Source organism: Thalassospira sp. NFXS8, assembly GCF_040148805.1.
Classification (GTDB): Bacteria; Pseudomonadota; Alphaproteobacteria; order Rhodospirillales; family Thalassospiraceae; genus Thalassospira.
Genome location: NZ_JAGEMF010000001.1, coordinates 1,443,716 through 1,463,709, shown reverse-complemented (window position 1 = coordinate 1,463,709; position 19,994 = coordinate 1,443,716). Strand labels below are relative to the sequence as shown.

At 53.8% G+C, this 19,994-nt stretch carries 17 protein-coding genes; all 17 read right to left on the bottom strand.

Annotated elements, in window-relative coordinates; genetic code table 11:
• Positions 1-28: 28 nt before the first annotated feature.
• Complete coding sequence (locus tag J4E05_RS06665) at positions 29-823, bottom strand: motility protein A (RefSeq protein ID WP_085589666.1); 795 nt, start codon at positions 821-823, stop codon at positions 29-31.
• A gap of 23 nt (positions 824-846) precedes the next feature.
• Positions 847-1,101 carry a flagellar motor switch protein FliN gene (gene fliN / locus J4E05_RS06660; RefSeq protein WP_371440813.1) on the bottom strand — a complete coding sequence of 85 codons (255 nt, stop codon included), beginning with the start codon at positions 1,099-1,101 and terminating at the stop codon, positions 847-849.
• A gap of 224 nt (positions 1,102-1,325) precedes the next feature.
• Positions 1,326-2,372: a FliH/SctL family protein gene (locus J4E05_RS06655; protein ID WP_349593602.1), complete on the bottom strand. Its 1,047-nt coding sequence runs from the start codon at positions 2,370-2,372 to the stop codon at positions 1,326-1,328.
• Between the two features lie 95 nt (positions 2,373-2,467).
• Positions 2,468-4,120 (bottom strand): flagellar basal-body MS-ring/collar protein FliF, encoded by a 1,653-nt coding sequence (gene fliF, locus J4E05_RS06650; protein ID WP_349593600.1) that lies wholly within the window; start codon positions 4,118-4,120, stop codon positions 2,468-2,470.
• Between the two features lie 298 nt (positions 4,121-4,418).
• On the bottom strand, positions 4,419-6,131 hold the full coding sequence (locus J4E05_RS06645; protein WP_349593598.1) for a flagellar hook protein FlgE: 1,713 nt from the start codon (positions 6,129-6,131) through the stop codon (positions 4,419-4,421).
• A gap of 49 nt (positions 6,132-6,180) precedes the next feature.
• Positions 6,181-6,969: a flagellar hook assembly protein FlgD gene (locus J4E05_RS06640; protein ID WP_349593595.1), complete on the bottom strand. Its 789-nt coding sequence runs from the start codon at positions 6,967-6,969 to the stop codon at positions 6,181-6,183.
• 15 nt (positions 6,970-6,984) lie between these two features.
• The gene (locus J4E05_RS06635; RefSeq protein ID WP_349593593.1) at positions 6,985-8,598 is read right to left on the bottom strand and encodes a flagellar hook-length control protein FliK; all 1,614 of its coding nucleotides are present in this window, start codon (positions 8,596-8,598) and stop codon (positions 6,985-6,987) included.
• Positions 8,599-9,029: 431 nt separating this feature from the next.
• Positions 9,030-9,560, bottom strand: coding sequence for a flagellar export chaperone FliS (gene fliS / locus J4E05_RS06630; RefSeq protein WP_349593590.1), 531 nt, complete (start codon positions 9,558-9,560; stop codon positions 9,030-9,032).
• Positions 9,561-9,611: 51 nt separating this feature from the next.
• Positions 9,612-11,411: a flagellar filament capping protein FliD gene (gene fliD / locus J4E05_RS06625; protein WP_349593588.1), complete on the bottom strand. Its 1,800-nt coding sequence runs from the start codon at positions 11,409-11,411 to the stop codon at positions 9,612-9,614.
• A 101-nt stretch (positions 11,412-11,512) separates the two neighbouring features.
• The gene (locus J4E05_RS06620) at positions 11,513-11,923 is read right to left on the bottom strand and encodes a flagellar protein FlaG (RefSeq protein ID WP_349593585.1); all 411 of its coding nucleotides are present in this window, start codon (positions 11,921-11,923) and stop codon (positions 11,513-11,515) included.
• Between the two features lie 87 nt (positions 11,924-12,010).
• Positions 12,011-13,258 carry a flagellin N-terminal helical domain-containing protein gene (locus tag J4E05_RS06615; RefSeq protein ID WP_349593582.1) on the bottom strand — a complete coding sequence of 416 codons (1,248 nt, stop codon included), beginning with the start codon at positions 13,256-13,258 and terminating at the stop codon, positions 12,011-12,013.
• Positions 13,259-13,540: 282 nt separating this feature from the next.
• On the bottom strand, positions 13,541-14,011 hold the full coding sequence (gene fliW / locus J4E05_RS06610) for a flagellar assembly protein FliW (protein ID WP_168184852.1): 471 nt from the start codon (positions 14,009-14,011) through the stop codon (positions 13,541-13,543).
• Between the two features lie 97 nt (positions 14,012-14,108).
• Entirely contained in the window at positions 14,109-15,299 is a 1,191-nt protein-coding gene (gene flgL, locus J4E05_RS06605; protein ID WP_349593578.1) for a flagellar hook-associated protein FlgL, read from the bottom strand.
• 26 nt (positions 15,300-15,325) lie between these two features.
• Complete coding sequence (gene flgK / locus J4E05_RS06600) at positions 15,326-17,782, bottom strand: flagellar hook-associated protein FlgK (RefSeq protein WP_349593576.1); 2,457 nt, start codon at positions 17,780-17,782, stop codon at positions 15,326-15,328.
• Positions 17,783-17,799: 17 nt separating this feature from the next.
• A complete protein-coding gene (locus J4E05_RS06595) occupies positions 17,800-18,261 on the bottom strand; it encodes a hypothetical protein (protein ID WP_085589692.1) in 462 nt (153 codons plus the stop codon).
• A 4-nt stretch (positions 18,262-18,265) separates the two neighbouring features.
• Positions 18,266-18,613, bottom strand: a complete 348-nt coding sequence (locus J4E05_RS06590; RefSeq protein WP_085589694.1) for a rod-binding protein — start codon at positions 18,611-18,613, stop codon at positions 18,266-18,268.
• Positions 18,613-19,755, bottom strand: a complete 1,143-nt coding sequence (locus tag J4E05_RS06585) for a flagellar basal body P-ring protein FlgI (protein ID WP_085589884.1) — start codon at positions 19,753-19,755, stop codon at positions 18,613-18,615. The genes J4E05_RS06590 and J4E05_RS06585 overlap by 1 nt, the downstream gene beginning before the upstream one ends.
• Between the last annotated feature and the right edge of the window lie 239 nt (positions 19,756-19,994).

Here is a 19,994-nt window from a genome sequence, read left to right as displayed (position 1 = left end):
TTTGTCACCGAAAAATGGCAATCGGTGATCAATCGAAATAACTGACCCGTTTTGCAGGCGGCAAAATCGAATTTAACAACATTTCAAGGCGACGGGGGTTTTCCTGCCGCCCGATTGACACGGCACCGACCATATAGACCGAGTTCAATAATTCTTCTTCCTGCGAGTTGCGTTCCAGTTTGGCGGCCAGCGGCATGAACACCATGTTTGACAAAACCGCACCATAAAACGTTGTCAAAAGGGCCACCGCCATTGACGGGCCAATCGATGACGGATCGTCAAGGTTACCCAGCATCTGCACCAGACCAATCAATGTCCCGATCAGACCCATTGCCGGGGCAATGTCACCAGCCTTTTTTAACATGCTGGCACCTTTCTGGTGGCGCGAAATGGTGGCGTTCATGTCCTTGCGCATGATCCCTTCAACTTCTTCGGGCGGGGTGCCATCCACAACCAGCGACAACCCTTTCCACAGAAATTCCTCGCTTAGCAGGCTGTCGAGATGTCCCTGCAGGGACAGAACACCGCCTTTGCGGGCAATTTCAGCCAGTTGCAAAATTTGCAAGGCGGCATCCGACGGATTGCGCGACGGATGAAAAATTGTCCGAGCCAGAACCCTGCCAACCCCTAAAAACTCGCCAAGGGCAAAACACACCGCCGTAATTGCGGCAGTCCCCCCCAGCACAATCAGGATTGACGGTACGTCAATAAATGCCCCGGGCGATCCCCCCAGGAAAATCGCCGCAATAACCAGCGCAAACCCGACGGTCAGTCCGACCACCGTTGCGATGTCGAACGTCGTCTTCGTCCCCCCGTCCGCCATTCACAGCTATCCTTCTGACCAGCCTAGTTTCGTTCCGATTTGATGATTTCCGTCATGGTCACCCCCAGACGGTCTTCTACCACAACCACTTCGCCGCGGGCGACCAGGCGGTTGTTAACATATATATCAATAGCTTCCCCAACCTTGCGGTCAAGCTCCACGACAGCACCACGGCCCAATTTCAGCAATTGGCTTACCTGCATCGTCGCTTTTCCCAGTACGGCGGATACCTGAACGGGAATATCATATACCGCTTCAAGATCCTTGGATGTTTTCATCCCTTCGCCACTGGTATCGAGTCCGGCCAGCAATTCTGTTCCTTCGCCTTCCAGCTCGATATCGTCATCATCAAGCTCGGACAGTTCAAGATCGTCATCATCTGCCATTTTGTTCTCCTGCTTGTGTCGGGACGGATTGCGCCTGCCGAACCCGTATTGTCGCTTTCATCACCGCACTGATGCAATCTATTGTTTGAAACAGCCAGTGCTATCTTTTTTTGGGTTCAGGTTGTGCCGGGGGACGCGAGGTCCCCATTGCGGTTCAAACCCGTGCCATACGGTGTTTCGGCAGGGCTGGCCTGGGGGGCCGGTGGGGCATCATCAGGCATGTTTCGTTCTGTTGTCTGGCTGGTTTGCCCGGTCGGGTCGGTGCTGTGCGTTCCGGTTTCCGGCGTTGCCGGGGCAGGTGTGTCCCCGGTTTCGGTCTGCGCGGTTACGTCCGGGGCCGGGTCGGCGGTAACCGTTTCGGGTTTGGGTTCCGGTTTACGGCTTTTTTGAATTTCCGGGTCCGCCATCGGGTTGTTGTCGTCAAGGTCAAACCCTTCGCGGTGGGCGGCAATCGCGGCATCGAGAATGGCGTTTATTTCCCCCCATGTTCGCGCCTGATCGCGGACCGCGGTGCCATCGCCCCATGAAACGCGGCAGTCACCTTTGGCAATGCTGGCTTCGCCAACAACAACCGCTTGCCCCGAAAAACCGCGACTACGGGCGATTTCGGCCACGCGGGTTTGTAGTTCCCCGGCAATATCGGGATCAACCTGCACCAGTACCTTGGGCGCATCAAACAGGTTGGACAGGCATTGACGAACGATGCTTTCGATTTCGGTGGTATTGTTTTCCTGTGTCCACGCCGGAAGCAGCTTTTTGACAATCGCACGGGTGACATGAATTGCATCTTCGGCAATGCTTGCCTGGGCGCGTTTCTGGATTTCATCAATATGTTCAAGGCGGGCCGCAATTTGCCCGGCGGTATCTGCAACGGTTTTTTGTACCGATGTCAGAATTTCCTCGCGCCCCTGGGCTAAACCCTGTTCGTGGCCTTGTGCCAATGCTTCGTCGCGTGCGCGTGTTTCGGCTTCGCGCAGCATGGTTTGCATTTGCTCTTCGGTGTAAATCGCCGGGGGCGGCGGCGGCACATCTTCTTCTTCTTTTTTCTTGCGCTGCGATTTGCGCTTTAGCGAATAATGTTCCTCTTCCGCGCCAGCCGGGCGGATGACAGTATCGGCATCATCAAAGTTAAGTTCAAATTTGAATTTTTCGATCGCAGTCATATCATTTCGGCAATCTGTCAGGTGTTAGTCCGGGGTCGTAACCCCGGATCAGAAATATCAAACAAACGTTGCACCCGTTCGAACAGGCCCCGACCCTAGTTTTCCTGATAAAGCCAGTTGCGAATAATCGCCAGGGCCTCTTCCGGGTGTTTGTCAACGATTTCGCCAATTTTCTTGACCGAGGATGCTTTAACCCGGCCTTCAACCTGCGAAATATTGATCAGTTCGTCATGCTCTTCATTCATGTGCCCGCCAGGCACAGGGGCCGGGCCCGCCAGTGCAGGGGTGCCACCTTCCATCATGCTGCCATCTTCGGTCAGCAACTGGCGCTGTGCCATGTCAGCAGCACTGGGCAAGGTTTCAAAGGCACGGGTCAGAAGCGGGCGAACCACCAGCAGGATAACAAGGATTGCAACAATCGCCAGTACCAGCATTTCCGCAATGCGGAAGACTTCGGCCTTATCAAGCCCCAGGAATGTATCAACCGGTGCATCGCTGAACATATCGCCGGTATCAGCAAACTTCATGTTGATGACTTCAACCTGGTCACCGCGGTTGGGGTCATAACCAATGGCGCTGCGCACCAGAGCCGCAATTTTATCAAGATCCCCCGACGAACGTTCCTGATAAACCTTGTCACCGTTTTCGTCGGTGGTGTAGGTGCCATCAACCAGTACCGCCACGGTCACCCGCGAAATCTCGCCGACTTCCTTGATGCTGGTGGTGGTGGTTTTGGAAATTTCGTAATTAACCGTTTCTTCCGACCGGTTTTCCTGGCTGTTGCTACCGGCACCGTTGTTGCCCAGGTTCGGGTCGGGCAGATTGTTTTGCAGGGTTACCGGGTCGGTGCCATCGGTTTCGGTGTTGGTCGATGTCTGGTCAACGGTCTGGCTTGAACGTACCACCTGTTCGTCCGGGTTGAACCGTTCGTTATTGGTGGTGACCTTGTTGAAATTCATATCGACCGATACCTCGGCCCGCACTTCGCCATAGCCAAGCGAGCGCGACAGCAGGTCTTCGATGGTGTTGCGCAACCGGGTTTCATTGCGGATGCGCATTTCATCGGCGGTCTGGGTCAGAAAGGTGGCGGTTTGCTGTTCGCCGTCGCCGCGGGCCAGCAAATGCCCGCGCTCGTCAATGATGGAAACCTTGCTGGGCACCAGTTGCGGCACAGCAGCAGCAACAAGGTGCTGAATGGCTGTTACCTGTTCGGCATCAAGCGTTTTGCCTTGCAATTGCAGGGCAATGGACGCACTGGGTTCCTGGGTTTCGCGCGAAAACATTTGCCGTTTGGGTAAAACCAGATGCACGCGCGCCTGTTTCACCGAATCAATCGAGGCAATGGTACGGGATAATTCGCCTTCAAGGGCACGAACATGGTTGATATTTTGCTCGAAACTGGTCGAACCCATGCCGTCCTGTTTGTCGAAAATTTCATAACCGACCGATCCCCCCGATGGCAGTCCGGCTTCGGCCATGGAAATGCGCATACGGTTTACCTGGTCCGCGGGAACCAGAATTTCGGTGCCACCCTTAAGCAATTGATAATCGACCTGCTGGCTTTCAAGACGGTCAACGATCTGCCCGGCATCGGCCGGTGACAGGTCGCGATACAGCAAATCCATATTTGGCTGTGAGACACGCAAAATCAAAAAAGCAAAGAACACAATCAACAATAGGCCAACGCCCGACAACGCCATCAGACGTGTCGGCCCCAGGCTCTTGAGAGTCTGTAAAATGCCGCCCATTCAGGCTGCTCCTATCCCGCTCGGTCACCCCAATTCCCAAACTGGTCTGGCGTCATGACGCTAACCAACCCCTATCACGAATAGGGGGGCAAGTTGAAGAACAGGTTAACGACCGGCAATTTTTGCCCACCAATGTCCGCGCTCGGGCATCTTGGGTTGAAAGCACGATCATATACTATGTAGGTACTGGTTTGACGAAAAAAAAGCCCGGCCAAAGCCGGGCGAGTCCCTAACAGTAAGCCTGTGGCAGAAACTGCCGTGGCAATGGCGCGGGAACTTAACCCGCGCCAGCCTGAGATTAACGTTTCACCCGAATCAGCTCGTCGAGCATTTCATCCGTTGTGGTGATGGTTTTGGTATTCGCCGAATAGGCCCGCTGGGTCACGATCATGTTGGTGAATTCCTCGGCCAGATCGACGTTCGAGGATTCAAGTGCGGATGCCACAACCGAACCCGCGCCGTTCAGGCCCGGTTCACGCAACAGATAGTCACCGGATTCACGGGTTTGGCGATAAACGTTGCCGGTATGGTTTTCCAGCTGATCGGGGGCTTCAAAGGTGGCAACGGCCAGTTTGTAGACCGGGCGTTTGACACCATTGGCAAACTCGACCTGCAAGAAACCATCTTCGGTGAAGCCATAATTCACCATTGTACCGGCCTGGGCACCATCCTGATTGATGAAGTGGGTGGTGTAGTCAACCAGGTTGCCGTTGGCGTCGGTTCCGGCAGCAAACTGGGTAATGCCGTCCGTCTGGCCAATTGTACCGGCATCCAGGGTAAAGGAACTGGGTTCCGCACCGTTGGTCCATGTGATCCCGGTAACGGGTTGATTAACCCGCGACAGGCCCCCTTCGTCGGTAAAGGTTTTAAGCGCGCCGTTCCCGTCAAAGGTCATGGTGCCCGATGCAATCAGGCCATTGGGATGGGCGGCTGTATCAAGCTCGCCGGTGGTGGTGGCCCCGGTCAGTTCATAGCCCCATTTATTCTGCCCGAGTTTGATCACCTGAAGGTTCAGTTTGTGGGCTGTCCCCAATGAGTCATAAACCGTGATCGGCAGGGAATTGTTGGCCGTAATCGAGCCCGATGCAATGTTACCTGCACCTGGTGTAAAGGCAGCCGTCGTTGTCAGGGTGCCAAAACCAAGGGCCGCCAGCGGCGTGTTGTTGTTGTCTGCCAGTGTCAGCGTTTCCTCGGGGTCGGTCGAGGCAATTGACAAGGTGTGGTTGGTGCTGGTGGTATCAACCGTTGCGGTTACGCCGGTCAGGGCCGAAATTTTGGCAGCCAGACTGTTCAGGGTTTCGCCTGCTCCGATCGTAACGGTCTGGGTGGCACCGGTGCCAACTGTAATGTCAAAAGAATCACCTGCGGCCATGCCCAGTGTTGTCAGGTCCGTTGTATCGGCGGTAATACCGGCGGTGCTCGACGTGGTTGGCGTTCCGTTCAACGGTGTTTCGTTGGCGTTAAAGTTCGCGCCAAATTCGATTTTGGTGGTTGATGCTGCGGCTGTCAGGATCGAGTTGATGTCGAGAATTTGCAAATCGCCCGCAGCCGAGCTGTTCGATGATGTGACAGCACCGGTTTTATCAAGCAACTGGCCGTTACGGTCGGTTGCCCAGCCCTGCACATAATAGCCGGCAGTGTTCTTAAGGTAACCGTTATCGTCGGGTTTGAAGTCGCCCGCGCGGGTAAAGAACAGTTCGCTGTCTTCGCCCGGGGTTGCGGTATCGCGCACCAGGAAAAAACCGTCGCCCGAAATGGCAACTGCCGTTGTCGATGACGTTGCCTGCAACAGGCCCTGTTTGCTGATCAGGGCTGTCGGATGAAACTGCACGCCACCGGGCGTATAGTTGGTGTTGGTTGCCGATTGCGTCACCAGGGTCGAAAACCGACCCACGGTGCTTTTATAACCGACAGTATTAAGGTTCGCGATATTATCCGAAATAACACCAAGGTTTTGGCTCTGGGCGTTAAGGCCGGATACACCGGAAATCATTGCACCGAAAAGGCTCATTTTTATCTCCTGCGCTTACAGGCTGTTAGGTTCAAAAGTGGTCGATCAATCAGGCGGCTTCGTCGCTCGCCGTATCGTCGCCATCGTTTCCGGTGCTACCTGTTCCGGAGTTGCCATCACTGGCGTTATCAGAGGCAGTTGCGGCCAGTTTGACGTTGGTCAGGGTCGTGAACGGAACCGAAACATCGCCAATCCGCAGGTAAATATCGTTATCGCCAATGTCGACACTATCGACCTTGCCGACGATGCCAATCGAGACCGAGGCTTCCTTGCCCTTCTCATCCTTGAAGGTTTCGCCGTCTTTACCCAGCGGTTTGATAACCAGGGTATAGGCACCTTCGGCAACATCCGTGCCGGAATTGTTCTTGCCATCCCAGCTAAAGGTCTGAACACCCGATACATCTTCGACTGTTTCGGAATAAATCGTTTTGCCTTCCTGATCGACGATCTGAAGCTGGGCGGACGGCACTTCGGGCGAAATATTGTATTTGAAATCAAGGTTTTCGCCAGGCGTGTGCCAGTTGGTATCGCCAACGGCCTCGATTTCTGCGCCGACATAGGACAGGGCCGAAAGCTGGCGTTGCTGGCCTTGCATGGTCAGCAGGTTCTCAAGGTTCTTGTTGGTCTGAATACCTTGTTCCACCTGGGCGAACTGGCTGAGCTGGTCGGTGAATTTATCACTTTCCATCGGCGAGGTCGGGTCCTGGTTTTTTAACTGCGTGGTCAGCAGTGTCAGGAAGGTATCGAAGTTCTGTGACAGCGATGCGGCCGAATTTGACGAAGAAGCGTTCCCATTCGAGGTCTGAAGACCGATATTGGTTAAGGAAGAAACCGTCATCTTTTATCTCCCGGGCTAAATGCGTATATCGACAAGGCCGTTGGAATTGATGCCATAGCCCACAGCAACATGCTGGGCCAGTTCGGCACCGCTGATAATATCGCCTTCATTCGGGCGGGAGGCACCTGCGCGCCCGTTACTGCCGCTATTCTGGTTCGGGTTTTGCCCTTGTCCGCCATCCTGGCGCTGTTCAAAGGTAAAACTTTGTGAATCGGCATTCAGACCCGCGTCCCGCAACGCCTGTTGCAGGCCTTTGACATCCTGGCGCAACATGTCCAGGGTTTGGCGGTTATCGGCCTGAACTACGGTTTGCACCCGGCCATCATGGGAAATTTCCAGCTTCACATCGACGCGGCCCAAATGTTCGGGGCGCAGTTGCACGGAAATCCGGTCAACGCCATCGCCAGCACCTTTTTTAATTTGAACGGCGACCTGTTGCTGAACAGTTTCAGCGGCTGCCGCACCCCGCCCAGCCTGGTTGGCGGCGGCCTGTGCGGTGGCGGTGGTTGTGCCGTTAACGGTTTGTCCGGCAACGCCAGGCACCGCCCCGTTCGTGGCATCCGTTGCCCCGATTGCGGCTGTTCCACCGGTGGCCGATGTCGCTGTTTGTGTCGTCGTTGCCTGGGGGGCTGCCGCATTTTGCAAGGCGGCAAGATTTGCCATAGCCGTATTTGTGCCTTGCTGGGCTGCACCGTTTGCAGTTGGTGCGTTGGCACCAGTATTATTTGCCCCGTTATTGGGGCTGTTTTGGCTGTTGCCATTACCGGCATTGGCGTCGGCCTTGCCATTACCGGGTGTTTGCTGCTTAAGGGCGGCTTCAAACCCGGCTTTGGCATCCGTACCGGTTGATGTATCGCCATTCGCATCTGTCCCGGTCAGGGCTGCGGCCTGCATGGTTTTGGCGGCACTGCCATCATTTTGGGCGGTGCCATTGGCCGTGGCCGATTGCGACAGGGCGGTTGACGATAACAGCGCGTCCTTGGCGGATGCGCCATCCCCCGTTGTTACTGTGGCAGCCTGTGCGCCCGGCACGCCTGGCACCCCTATGGGTGTTTGGCTGGCAATAACAGGCTGGCTGGCACCGGCGATGGCTTCGGCTGTGGTTTCATCCCCGGCCTTGGCTGTCGTTTCGGTGCTGTCTTTTGCAGGTTTGCTCGTGTCTGCTGTCGTGTTGTTATCTTCGCTGGCTGCGGTTTGATCTTTCGCAGCACCGGTGTCGTCCTGTGTGGATTCTTTAACCGGTTTTTCATCTGACGCGTCGTTTTTTGCGACATTTTTGTCAGGCGTGTCTGTGTCGTCCTTGTGGTCGACTTTGTCTTTTTGGGTATTGTCCGCTTTGCGGGGGCGCGTGTCGTCGTTGCGATCGGTACGCGGCGTCGCGTCACGATCCTCATCCGGTGTGTCTTCAGCCACAGCCCGGCGGTCCTGGTCGCTGCGGTTGTCGCGCGATGCCAGGGTGTCGGCGGCAGTATTTGCCGGGTGTTTTTGGGATCGGGCAGCGGTGTCTGCCCGGTCCGCCTGTACCTTTTCCATGATGTCGGCGAAGGCCACACTGCTGCTGGCAGGTTGGTTCTGCGCGGGCACCGATATGGTCGGTGTACTGATTTTATCGATCGCAGAGCTGTGCATGACACGGTCCCTTTTGTAAGTCTGCAATAGATAATGCAAGTGGCGGGCCAGTTTCGATGTTTACCAAATGTTAATTGTGATCAATATGTTAGGGCAGGGGCGATGGATGCGGCATTTTTTGCCGATACAAATGTCGTGGGGTTTCTGGTCGGTAAATTCGGCCATCGGCCAAAATATCCCTGCCTGGCCCAGCTATGCCAAGCCACCCAGCCGGGCGGTTGTAATCCCTCGGGTGGAATGCACGGATGCAAAATATGCGGCAGACGGGTGCGGGAAGGAACGCGCAAAAGAAAATCCCCCAATCACGGATCGGGGGACACAAACAGAATTCAAGTATGTTTCGTTAAGGCAACCCGTAATCAGGCCTGGGATGCCTTGCCTTGTGCAGGGATGCGGGTATGTGAAACCAGTCCCTGTCAGCTTGCAAAATGTTAAGCTGAAATGGAAATGCCGGAAGGGCGTGGTTGTTCTTTGGTCCCCGTTTCTGCCGTGTCGCCGTTCTTTTCGGCATCGGCGGGTGCTGACTGGGACATATCTTGCTGGTCTGCGTTGCCATCCTTGGCACCCTGAACAGCCTGACGCAATTCGTCCGCACTTTTGCGCGCCAGAATGGCCCAGGAATCCCGCATTGGGGTTAGCAGGCCAATAACATCCTGTGCGGCCTGCTTGTCGTTATAACGGTCAACCTTCATCAGGTGGGTCGTTGAAAAACGATAGATTTCCTGCAAATTGCGGGCAATTTCCCCACCTTGTTCAAGGTCAAGCGTCCCCGACAAATGGGCAATAATTTCCATTGCACGGCAATTGGCATTGCAACGTGCCTGAATATCGTTGGCATCAATTGCCTTGATGGCTTCCTGAAGTACCGAAATGGCCTTGTTATACAGCATGTAAACCATCTGTGCCGGCGATGCTGTGTTGACCTGTTGGTCGCCATAGGCGCGGGCTGCGTTTGTATTCATGCTATATCCTTGACATTCAAGTGGTGGTGGTTGACGTCAGGCGTCGATCACCTAGCTATCGCTTTTTCCGGCAGCCATCAACTCATCAAGAGAGCTCTGGACATTTTTTATCCGGGCAAGGGCCTGTTCCATATTGATGAATTTGTTCATCATCACTTCACGCTGGCCGGCGATACGGGTATCGATCCGGTCAATTTTTTCGCCGAAAGTTGTGTTTTGCGTTTCAACGGCATTAATTTCCTGCGGAAGGCTGCCGTCTTTGCTGTCGAGCATATCCTGCATGGCAAATTGTAACCGGGCACCCAAACCAACAGAGGTTTTGATTGTCGCGGTTTCCGTTGCACCAGCCGCACCATTATAAAAGATTTTCATCCCGTCGGCAGTCGACAGGCTGCTGCCATTAATGGTCGCGTTCTTGGTTTCGCCGTTCAGGGTGTAAGTGGCGCTGGTAATGGTACCTGCGGCGTCCTTGGTCACCGAAAACGCGTATTCGCCAGCGCCTGTATTTCCGTTAAAGCTGGTCATCGTCAATGCCGGATTGTCGCTAGTGGCTTTGAAGTTAAAAAGTTCTGCCACCTCATCAACATTGTTGATCAGCATTTCGTTTAGCTTGGTTTCATCCAGCTCAAGCGTGCCTGCTGAATATTTTGTATCTGCGCTGCCGCCCGTTGAGGCCGCCGACGTCAGACTAATACCGATCTGCGCCAATACTGCCAGATCGCTATCATTGCTGGACGCGCGAAATGGGGTAGAGCCGACAATTTGCTGAAGACTGGTTTCGATTGATTTGACCGCCGAATTACCCAGCAACACAGAACCTTCAGCTGCTTTGTTGGTTTGCGGATCAACATAGGTTTTTTCGTTGATATAGGATTTGACCGCGTTATAGGCGTCAACAAAACCCAGGATGGCGCTTTTCGCCGCTGTCAGATCCTGTTCAACCTCGACATTGATGGTCATGCCCGGTTCAGCATCATACAGGCTGATCGACAGGCCATCGACCAGGTCGTCAATGTCGTTGCTCGAACGGGTAATCGACACACCGTCCATCGTAAATTTGGCATCATTTCCGGCATTAATTTCTTTTGCCGGGTCGATCTGCATGGTGCCTGTGCCGGAATCCAGCGCAAGAACGCCTAAATTTTCCAGAACATTGCCCGTATCGTCAGACAGGGTCATGCGGCCTGTCGAACCTTCTTCGGTCGATGTCAGAATGATGGTTGACTGGCCATCTGCAACCTTGACCACAGACGCCTGAACACCGGTTGTGCCGGTAACCGTGTTGATTTTGTCCCGGATATCCTTAAGGGAATCGGTTGCCGAAACGTCAATCTGGACGCTGCCCTTACTGGAGCCAACGGTGAAGCTGCCTGTGCCTATCGCCGTGCCGCTGCTGTTAAGGGCGGTGCTGATATCGTCGTCGGGGTTCATACTGATTGTGTCAGTACCAACTTTGTGCTTCGACGCGATTTCATCAATGACAAATTTGTAACTGCCGGTCGCTGCGTTGTTGCTCGCGCTGACCGATATCAGGTTGGCGGCATTGCCATCTGCGGATGTAGAAAAAACCTGTTTTGAAGCAAAAGTGTTTTTAGACTGATCAAAGCTTGCGGCACCGTACAGGGTCGAGATCGAGCCTTGCAGGGTCTTGACCAGGTCCTGAAGTTCGCGTAGCGAGGTTAGTTTCTCGTCATTCGCATCGATGCGCTTTTCAAGGTTGTCAGCCGGGATGCGGCGTGCCTTCATCATCTGGTCAACAACATCGACAAAGTCGATGTTGGAACTCAACCCAGAAAGCTGAATTCGGCCATTATCGCCGACATAGACATTGTTTAAATTGACGCCACTCATGATGCGTCTCCCGGTAACGAAAGCTGGGCAAATTTTGCCCGAAAACGATTATGCGCAGATTTATACGCAAATACTATGCCTGTCACGCATGTGCGTGAAAATCAGGCTTCTTCGTTTACAAAGGTACCGAGATAATCACGAATTTGGGAAAACAGGTTTTGAAGTTCCTTTGACGGAATTTCACGAAGAATCTCGCCGTTTGTACGATCCGTTACCTTGGCAACAACCCGCCCGGTATCGCGGTTGAAATTCAGTTCAACCCGATAATTGTCGATAGGGCGACCCGTAAGGTCAAGGTCGGCAAATGCCTGTTTTAACTGATCCGTCGCATCAATCGGGGCACTATCCCCGGATGCCTGATATCTTGATACCGGTGCAACAGTTGCAGGGGCCGAAGAAGTGCCCGAATTTACCGATGACAGCCCAGGGGCAGAAATACCTGTAGCCGCAGCAGAACCGCTCGAAGAAGAAACGGAACCATGAAGCGGCGATAACGACTGGGTAATTTCCATTTGGGCCTCCCGTGCCGACTAAATCGACATAGGATAATCCGTATAAGGAACGGGGGAATATCCCCCGTTCCTTTACGAATATCCGGATTACTGCAACAGACGCAGCAGGTTCTGCGGCATCTGGTTGGCCTGCGCCAGCATGGCAACGCCAGACTGAACCAGAACCTGTTTCGAACTGAACGTGGTCATTTCCGAAGCAACGTCGAGGTCCATAAGGGTCGAACGGGCGGCTTCGGTATTTTCCTGCGTGGTCGAAAGGTTCTGAGCGGCAAAGTCAAGACGGTTCTGATATACGCCGATATTGGCACGTGCGCTCTGCAGATCGTTGATCGAGTTACCAACGATGTCAATTGCGGCCTGTGCGTTCGCCTGGTTGGTCAGATCAGTGCTCTGCAGGGCAGTTGTGCCTGAAACAGTACCCAGCGTACCAGCGTCAACGGCGCTCAGATTGATAGTGAAGCGGTCGTTGGTGGTGCTGCCAGAACCGATCTGGAAGTCAACCGGAGCAAGAGCAGCAGAAGCCGAAGTCGTACGTAAACCAATCGTCGCGTTGGCAGCGTCAGAAGCAGTGTCACCATCCCAGTCATTAGCGTTGGCAGCAGCGTTGACAGCTGAAGCGCCGAAGTTTTCGTTCAGGGTCAGCTTAATGCCGAGCTGATCGAAGTTCAGTGTCTTGGTCTGGCCAATACCGATTTCTTCAGTGCCACCGGTAGCAAGTTGGGTTACGTCGATAGACTGCTGAACGGTGCCGTTCGATACGGTCAGGATCGTGCTGCCAGCAGTTGCTTGCATGTCGAAGGAGATGGTGTCAGTCGCAGCAATCGGCGAGTTCGGAGAGAAGGTCATACTCTGAACACCGGCAGCCGAAGTAACAGCAGTGCCGATTGCAGTCGGATCAACTTCCGTACCACCACCAGAACCCAGCAACTGAACATCGTTAAATTTGGTAGTTGCCGAGATACGGTTGATTTCGTCGGTCAAGTTGCCGTATTCGTCGTCGAGGAAGCCACGTTCGGTGTCCGACAGGTTGCCTGAAGATGCCTGAACAGCAAGGCTTTTCATGCGAACGAGAACGTTGTCGATGGTAGCCATGCCGCCATCGGCGATCTGCAGCATCGAGTTGGCCTGACCAACGTTAACCGTTGCTGTTTTCAACGACTGGCTTTCAGCGTTCAAACGAGCGCCAATGGCCATGGAAGCTGCGTCGTCACGTGCAGACACAACGCGGGTACCAGAAGACAGCTTGGCGAGCGAACGGGTCGCCATGTCATCGGAAGCCTGCAGGTTACGGTGTGCAACGTTGGCGGCATAGTTGGAAATAATGTTCAAAGACATAGTGATATACTCCTACATGGATCACTTGCAATTGGCGATTTTGCCAATCAAACCCGGCAAACTCGCCGGATGGCACCAAGATCTTCTTGACCAAGGGATGCCGATTCGATAGTCAAAATATACCCAACTGCCAAGATAGAGTCTAGTGTTTTTTGAAATCCCGAATTGTCTAGTGATAATAACGGGTTTCAGTTTTTACCGGTTAATATTTGGTTAATCCGGTAAGCGAGGGAAAGTCTTCACGAAGCGAAAACCAGGTCGTTTCGTGTCTTGAGTCGGCCGTCAGATATCGTGTTGGACAGGGTATTTGTCGTGCGGCATGATGTGCTGCCACCCAATCTGACGGCTGGTGTTGATAATAACCGGTGCCTGCAAATTAACAGACATGGCAAAGTTTTGATCGGTTCCGGTGGGACGCACCGTTACAATTAGCAAAATAGCCAGGTCTTCCTGTGGGATCGCCAGACTTTTGCCAGCCCGTTCAATGTCGGCAGCGTCATAAATGCCGCTATCGGAATTGTAAGGGGCAACAATAAATGACAGGTCTGCGTCCGTCAGGCTTTGATACAGTTTGAACTGGTCAAGGTTTTTGCCCGGAATGTTGGCCAGACCAAAAACATGCTGATCGGTAAATCCAAGCAAACCGACCGGCATATAAATTGCTTTGTCCCAGACAAATTCAATATCGCCAAACCGGGTTTCTACAAGAATCGATTTGGGTACGTTGGCTTCATCAATTGGCTGAGTGGTCATTTCCCGCTGTCTTTCCCCAATGTAACACATCAAACATGTGATGCCTTCTGGCAGGATCGTCAAGTTTTGCTGTGGCTTCCATGTTTTATATCAAGCCTTAACGCAGATAATTGACAAGGGAAAGATCTGCGGACTTGGAAATGGTCAGGAAGCTTGCCTGCAAGGCGGTGTTATATTGTTCAAGTTCCGCCAGCGTTAGCGGCACATCGACATTTTCAATGTTGGAAATGGCATTGTTGGCAAAAACCTTAAAATCCTCGTGCTGGGATTCAATTGTTTCAACGTTTTTTGTGTCGATACCAATTTTTGATGTCACATTGGGCAGGTTTTCAATTGCATTGTCAATATGCCCCATTGCAATGCGCAACGAGTCCTCGTCGGTGGATGTGCTGATAATGCGCAAACCGGCAATCAGGCTGGCAAAGGCAGGGTCATCGGCCCTGACGCCATATTTGACAGAATATTCTTCGTCGACCCGGGCCGAAAGATGTTTCTGGTCGCCCTGATAATAGCCGGTATCGGTGGCCAGTGCGGGGTTGTGTGACAGGCCATCAAGTAGGTTGCCGCCACCGGTTTCCGTAATCGACATGGGATTACCGGAAAAATCCTCGATTACAAGACGGTAATTGTTGGTTCCCGGATCAGCGCGAACCGACGCAATCGCCGGTGGCGGTGAGAGCTGGTTGATCTGGTTTACCAGGTCCTGTGCGGTGTCGGATGGCGCATAGGTAACGGTTTGCCCGTTAATGTCCAGGCTACCGCCAACAGTGCCGCCGAGTGTACTGAGCAGGGAACTGGGGAAGCCGCTGACAGTTGCAAAATAGGTGTTGGGAATCGGGGCCGAGTCGAAATTGACCGGCGCCGTATCGGTGGTGGCGCCGCCAAACAGGTAACGGCCATCAAGAGTGGTGTTAAGCAGGGATTGAACCTGGTTAAGAGCCTGTTTGCCTTCTTCATCCAGGTTAAGGTCGTCCGCCTGTGAATTGCTAAGGCCCTGTAGCAGCAGGGTTTTCATGCGTGTGGCAATATCGGTCATGGAATCGGTGGCCGATTCCATGTTTTGCAACCGCAGTTTTACCTCGGTAATGTTGTTTAGATACTGGCCATTGCGGGTAAGCGAGCCTTCAAGATTAAGTAACTGCTGGGTGTCGCTGGCGATGCCGGCATAGTCGCGCGACTTGTAGCCGCTGCTCGACTGCGTGCTGAGCTCGCTATATTTTGCCGCGTTTTTCAGCGCCTGGTTGCTTAACAATGTATGAGTGGTAAAGGTTGCTACCCGGGTTACCATTCTAATTCTCCATCACATGCAGAATATTAAACTGCATTCAGCAACGTATCAAATAATTCATCAACCGTCGATATAACCTTGGCCGAGGCCGAGTATGCGCGCTGGAAGATGATAAGGTCGGACATTTCTTCATCAAGGTTAACGCCGGCTTCGTTCTGAATTCGCGTATCAAGATCATTTGCCAGCGTGTTCTGGAACTCGTTCGCATCGCTTGCAGTCGCGGCTTTGGTCGATGCGGTGCTGATAATGCTGGCGGCATAATCGATCAGCGATGTTTTTTCCGGCGATAACCCGCCTGCTGCATCAAAGTTGATATCGGTACGGGATAACGCCCCCGCCAGACTTGCCGCCGACGAATTGTCACCTTCACGAATACCATAAGGAATGCCAAGGCCCAACGTTTCAACCAGGCTGGTATCCGTCCCCCCGGCAGAGGGCATGGAGGCAAAATTGTCGCTAATGTAAAATGATTCGCCCCCGGCATCCTGAATGCGGATCTTGTAAGACCCGGCGGATCCGTCGAAATACACTTCGGCGTTAATGTTGTTATCGGTAAGGGTGGAATTGGCGTTGATGCGGGCGGCAAGGCTGTTAAGGGAATCGGTGCTGCCATTATAGGAAATGGGAACCGTTCCGAAACTGCCGGTAATGCTGAGTGTATAGTTCGTGCCAGCCGGGGCCGGCGGTGATGCCGGTGTGCCCAGACCAGGCAGGGTGGCTGCGGGATCGGCAATCTTGATGCCGCTACCCGAGGCGGAGCCTGATTGATAAACATCGGCATTTAACGTACCGCGCGACAGGCGCGACGGATCGTTGACGATATCTTGCGAAACGGTCAGGCTGCCGGTCATGTCGGGCTGGTCTTCGGTCAGGCCGATTTTGCTTGAAAGGTTGCCGGTATCTGTTGCGAACATGTTGGCATCGCTTGAAATAACCAGGCGCGCACGATCACCGTCATTGGCGATATAAACCATGTTCGATGCCTGATCCGCGCTCAGGCCCAGCGCACCGGTTAGCTGGCCGCGCAGTTTGTTCTGAATTGTCGTCAGGTTATCGCCATTGGTGTAGCTGACACTTATTGGCGTTGCCAGTGTGCCGCTTCCTGCCGACAATGTTAATGTTCCCGAAACACCCAGAGCAGATGACGCATCGGGCATGGCGGTCGATGTCAGGATTCTGGAATTTTTTGCCGTCGTAAACAGGTCATTCAGGCCAAAGTAATGCGACAGGCCCTGGCTGCGGCCATCGCTAAGTGTGACCGCGCTATCGAGTTCGTTTACAGCAACCCGATTGCCGTTTTTACCTTCGATCACCAGGCGACCGTCGGCAATTCTTGCCTGTAGATCAGCGCCCGAGGATGAGCTGTTGATCGCGGTGACAAGATCGGCAACAGTTGCCGGGCTAGGCAGGGTCGACAGGTCGATGTCGGAATAGCTTACAATGTCGCCGTTGGTGCCAAGGGCCGCAACACGAAAAGTTCCGGTCGCTGCCAAAGGATCAGTACCTTCGATCTGGCGCGAACCGGTCAGGTTGGTGGGCGGCGGAAAGGCCGAGCCTTTATTGTGTTCGGCGTTAATGGCGTCGCGCAACTGGGTGGCCAGCTCGTTGATCTGGTCGGCAAGCTGGGGCAAATCCTGGTCGCGCATATCGACCAGCCCGCGCAAGGTGCCCGATTTGATTTCGTCGGTAATATCAACGCCATCCAGTGAAATGCCAGAGCCGCTTGACCCTGGCTCGTAGCCTGCAGTTGGCGAAAAATTCAGCGTGACGGGGCTGCGGTCCAACAAGGGACGCGAGCCGTTGGCGGTGAAAATAACCATCGAGCCATCTTCGCGGGTGTAGGTCGATGTATTGATAATTTTCGATAACGCATTGACCTTCTGGTCGCGCTGGTCGCGCAACTCGGTGGTCGGCTGGTCAATATTGCCAAGCCGGACAATGTCGGTATTGAGCTTGGCAATCTGGCTTAGCAATGAATTGGCGTCATTGATTTCCTGGTTAATGCTGTCATCGGCATCACTGCGCAGGGTTTGAATTTGATCAGACAGTTTGCCAAACGAGTCGACAAGCTGTGTTGCTGCCGCAAGAACCTGCACCTTGGGCGAGTTTTGTTCCGGGGTGCTGTTAAGCTGTTCAAATGCGTCGGAAAGGTCGCTGATGCGCTGGCTGATGGCCGAGTTTGACTGCGGGGTGCCAAACAGCACCTGAACGCGCTGATAAAATTCATCACGGACTTCGGCGGTGCCGGCTTTGCCCAGTTCGCCGCGCAATTCACTTTGCAGGCCTGCATTTACATTGCGGGTGACATCGCCAATCTGAACACCGGCACCCTGACCGTTCAGGGTAATCGATTCCTGACCGGCAATTTTACGCGAATAGCCAGCTGTATTCACATTGGCGATGTTCGATGACGTAATCGAAATACGCGACTGCGCGGTATTCAAACCTGAAATTGCCGAATTAAGGGCCTGTGTCAGTGACATGGTATTTCCCCTGTGCCTTAAAACGTTTCGTTCAGGCTGATGGAAAGAGTGCCGCGATTTTTGGTGGTGTTGTAACCCCGACCGACCGGGCTATTGACATAGCCGCCCCGGTTATAGGTTGTGACCTGTTCATTGGCGCGGCTTTTGACTGCACGAACGATGGTGTCAATCATGCGCTGGTTGGTGATTTCGGCAGCCTTGAGCGCACGCATATTGCGCTTTGCAGCTTCCTGAAAACGGGCCTGCAATTCGCGCAGTTCAACTTTTTCGTCTTCGGGCATGTTTTTCAGGTCTTCCGCCCGGGTCCGCAATTCCAGCACCAGCTGTTCATATTGCATCGACAGGGCAGATTTTTCCGCAACGAAGCGGTCATATTCTGCCGTTTCAAGGGTGCGCATACCCTCGGTTTCGCGCTCCAGCAGCGAAATCAGGTCAAAAGTGACGCTTTTCAGCTCAATTACCATCTGTTCCGTTGTCATGATATCAGGCTCCCTGCGTCTTGAGGATTTCGCGTGTAACGGCATCTGCAATTCCTACGCCACCCGCGCTGGTCATTTTTTGCGCGTACTGGTCAACCAGCATGGATCGAAACATTGTTTCGCCATGCCCGCCGCCAAAATTCGGATCGGTTTCGATCCCTTCAAACATGTGGCTCAGCATTTGCGACAGAAACATGCTTTCAAATTTTTTGCCGGCTTCCTCGGCTTGTGCCAGTGTTTTGTGCTTGCCGTTACCAAGCCCGCTTGCCTGTGAGGCAATGGAAGATGCCTTGCTGGCTTGTGCGCTGGTTTGTGCCTGCGCCATAAGGGCGCTTGTGCCATCAATCATCATTACATCACCTCGATTTCGGCCTGAAGGGCACCGGATGCCTTGATGGCCTGCAAAATTGTGATCATGTCGCGCGGGCCAACGCCCAGGCTGTTCAAACCGCTAACCAGTTCCTGAAGCGTGACACCGGTATCGAGAATTCCCAGCTTTTTGTCCGCCCCTTCGTCAACCTGCACATCGGTGCGCGGGACGGTGGTGGTGGTGCCCCCTTGCGAGAAAGGCGAAGGTTGGGAGACCTGCGGGGTTTCGGTGACCCGGATGGTCAGGTTGCCCTGGGCAATGGCAACGCGGTTGATGCGCACATTTTCGCCCATAACAATGGTACCGGTCGATTCATCAATCACCACCTTGGCAATCTGGTCCGGTTCGACGCGCAACTGTTCGATATCGGTCAGTAACGCCACCACATCCTTGTTATAGCGGTCCGGCACGGTAAGGCGAACAGTGCCAGGGTCGCTGGGACGGGAGGCAACCTCGCCAAGATAGGCGTTAATGGCGTTGGAAATACGACGTGCCGTGGTGAAATCGGGGTTGCGCAGCACCACCGACATGGTTTTCATCGCATTCAGATTAAAGTCGATTTCGCGTTCAATAATGGCGCCGTTGGCAATGCGTGCGGCGGTTGGAACACCCTTTACCACGGTTTGGGCATTGCCCTGCGCGCTAAAGCCGCCAACGGCAACCGGCCCCTGGGCAACGGCGTAAACTTCGCCGTCGGCACCGACCAGCGGGGTTACCAGCAAGGTGCCACCCTGAAGGCTTTTGGCGGTGCCAATCGCGCTGATATTGACGTCAATTTTCGACCCCTGGCGCGAAAAGGGCGGCAGGGTGCTTGTGACCATCACAGCGGCGATGTTGTCGGAATCAAGGTTTTCGATCTGGTCGCGCACGTTAATGCCCAGTCGTTCGAGCATGGCAACCATGCTTTGGCGGGTAAATTCGGCGTCTTTCAAATCGTCGCCCGTGCCGTTCAAACCAACGACCAGGCCATAACCCACCAGCATGTTGTCACGGACGCCTTCAAAATCGGCGATGTCCTTGATGCGGGACTGGGCATGGGCGGCTGATATGGGGGCCAGGGCGAAAATGCCCAGCGCTGCGATAATCGCTGCCTGAAATGCATATTTGCCAAGACGCTTGATCATGTTGGTCATTCCGCTGTGTCGGGGGCGAAAGTTACGCCGGTTAACTGGGCTGACAGGCATTGTGAAATGCCTTCGCCAGATACAAAGCGAAAAACGTGCCAATCGAGCATTCACAAGGTTCGCGCGTTAGGGAAATTTAAACGGTTCCAGTAAATTCAGCTGCTTATGCCCATCTGGCTGATGAAAAGGAGCCGCTGGCGGCCTGACCCGGCATTTTTTTCCGGTTGCTGAAACGCTGA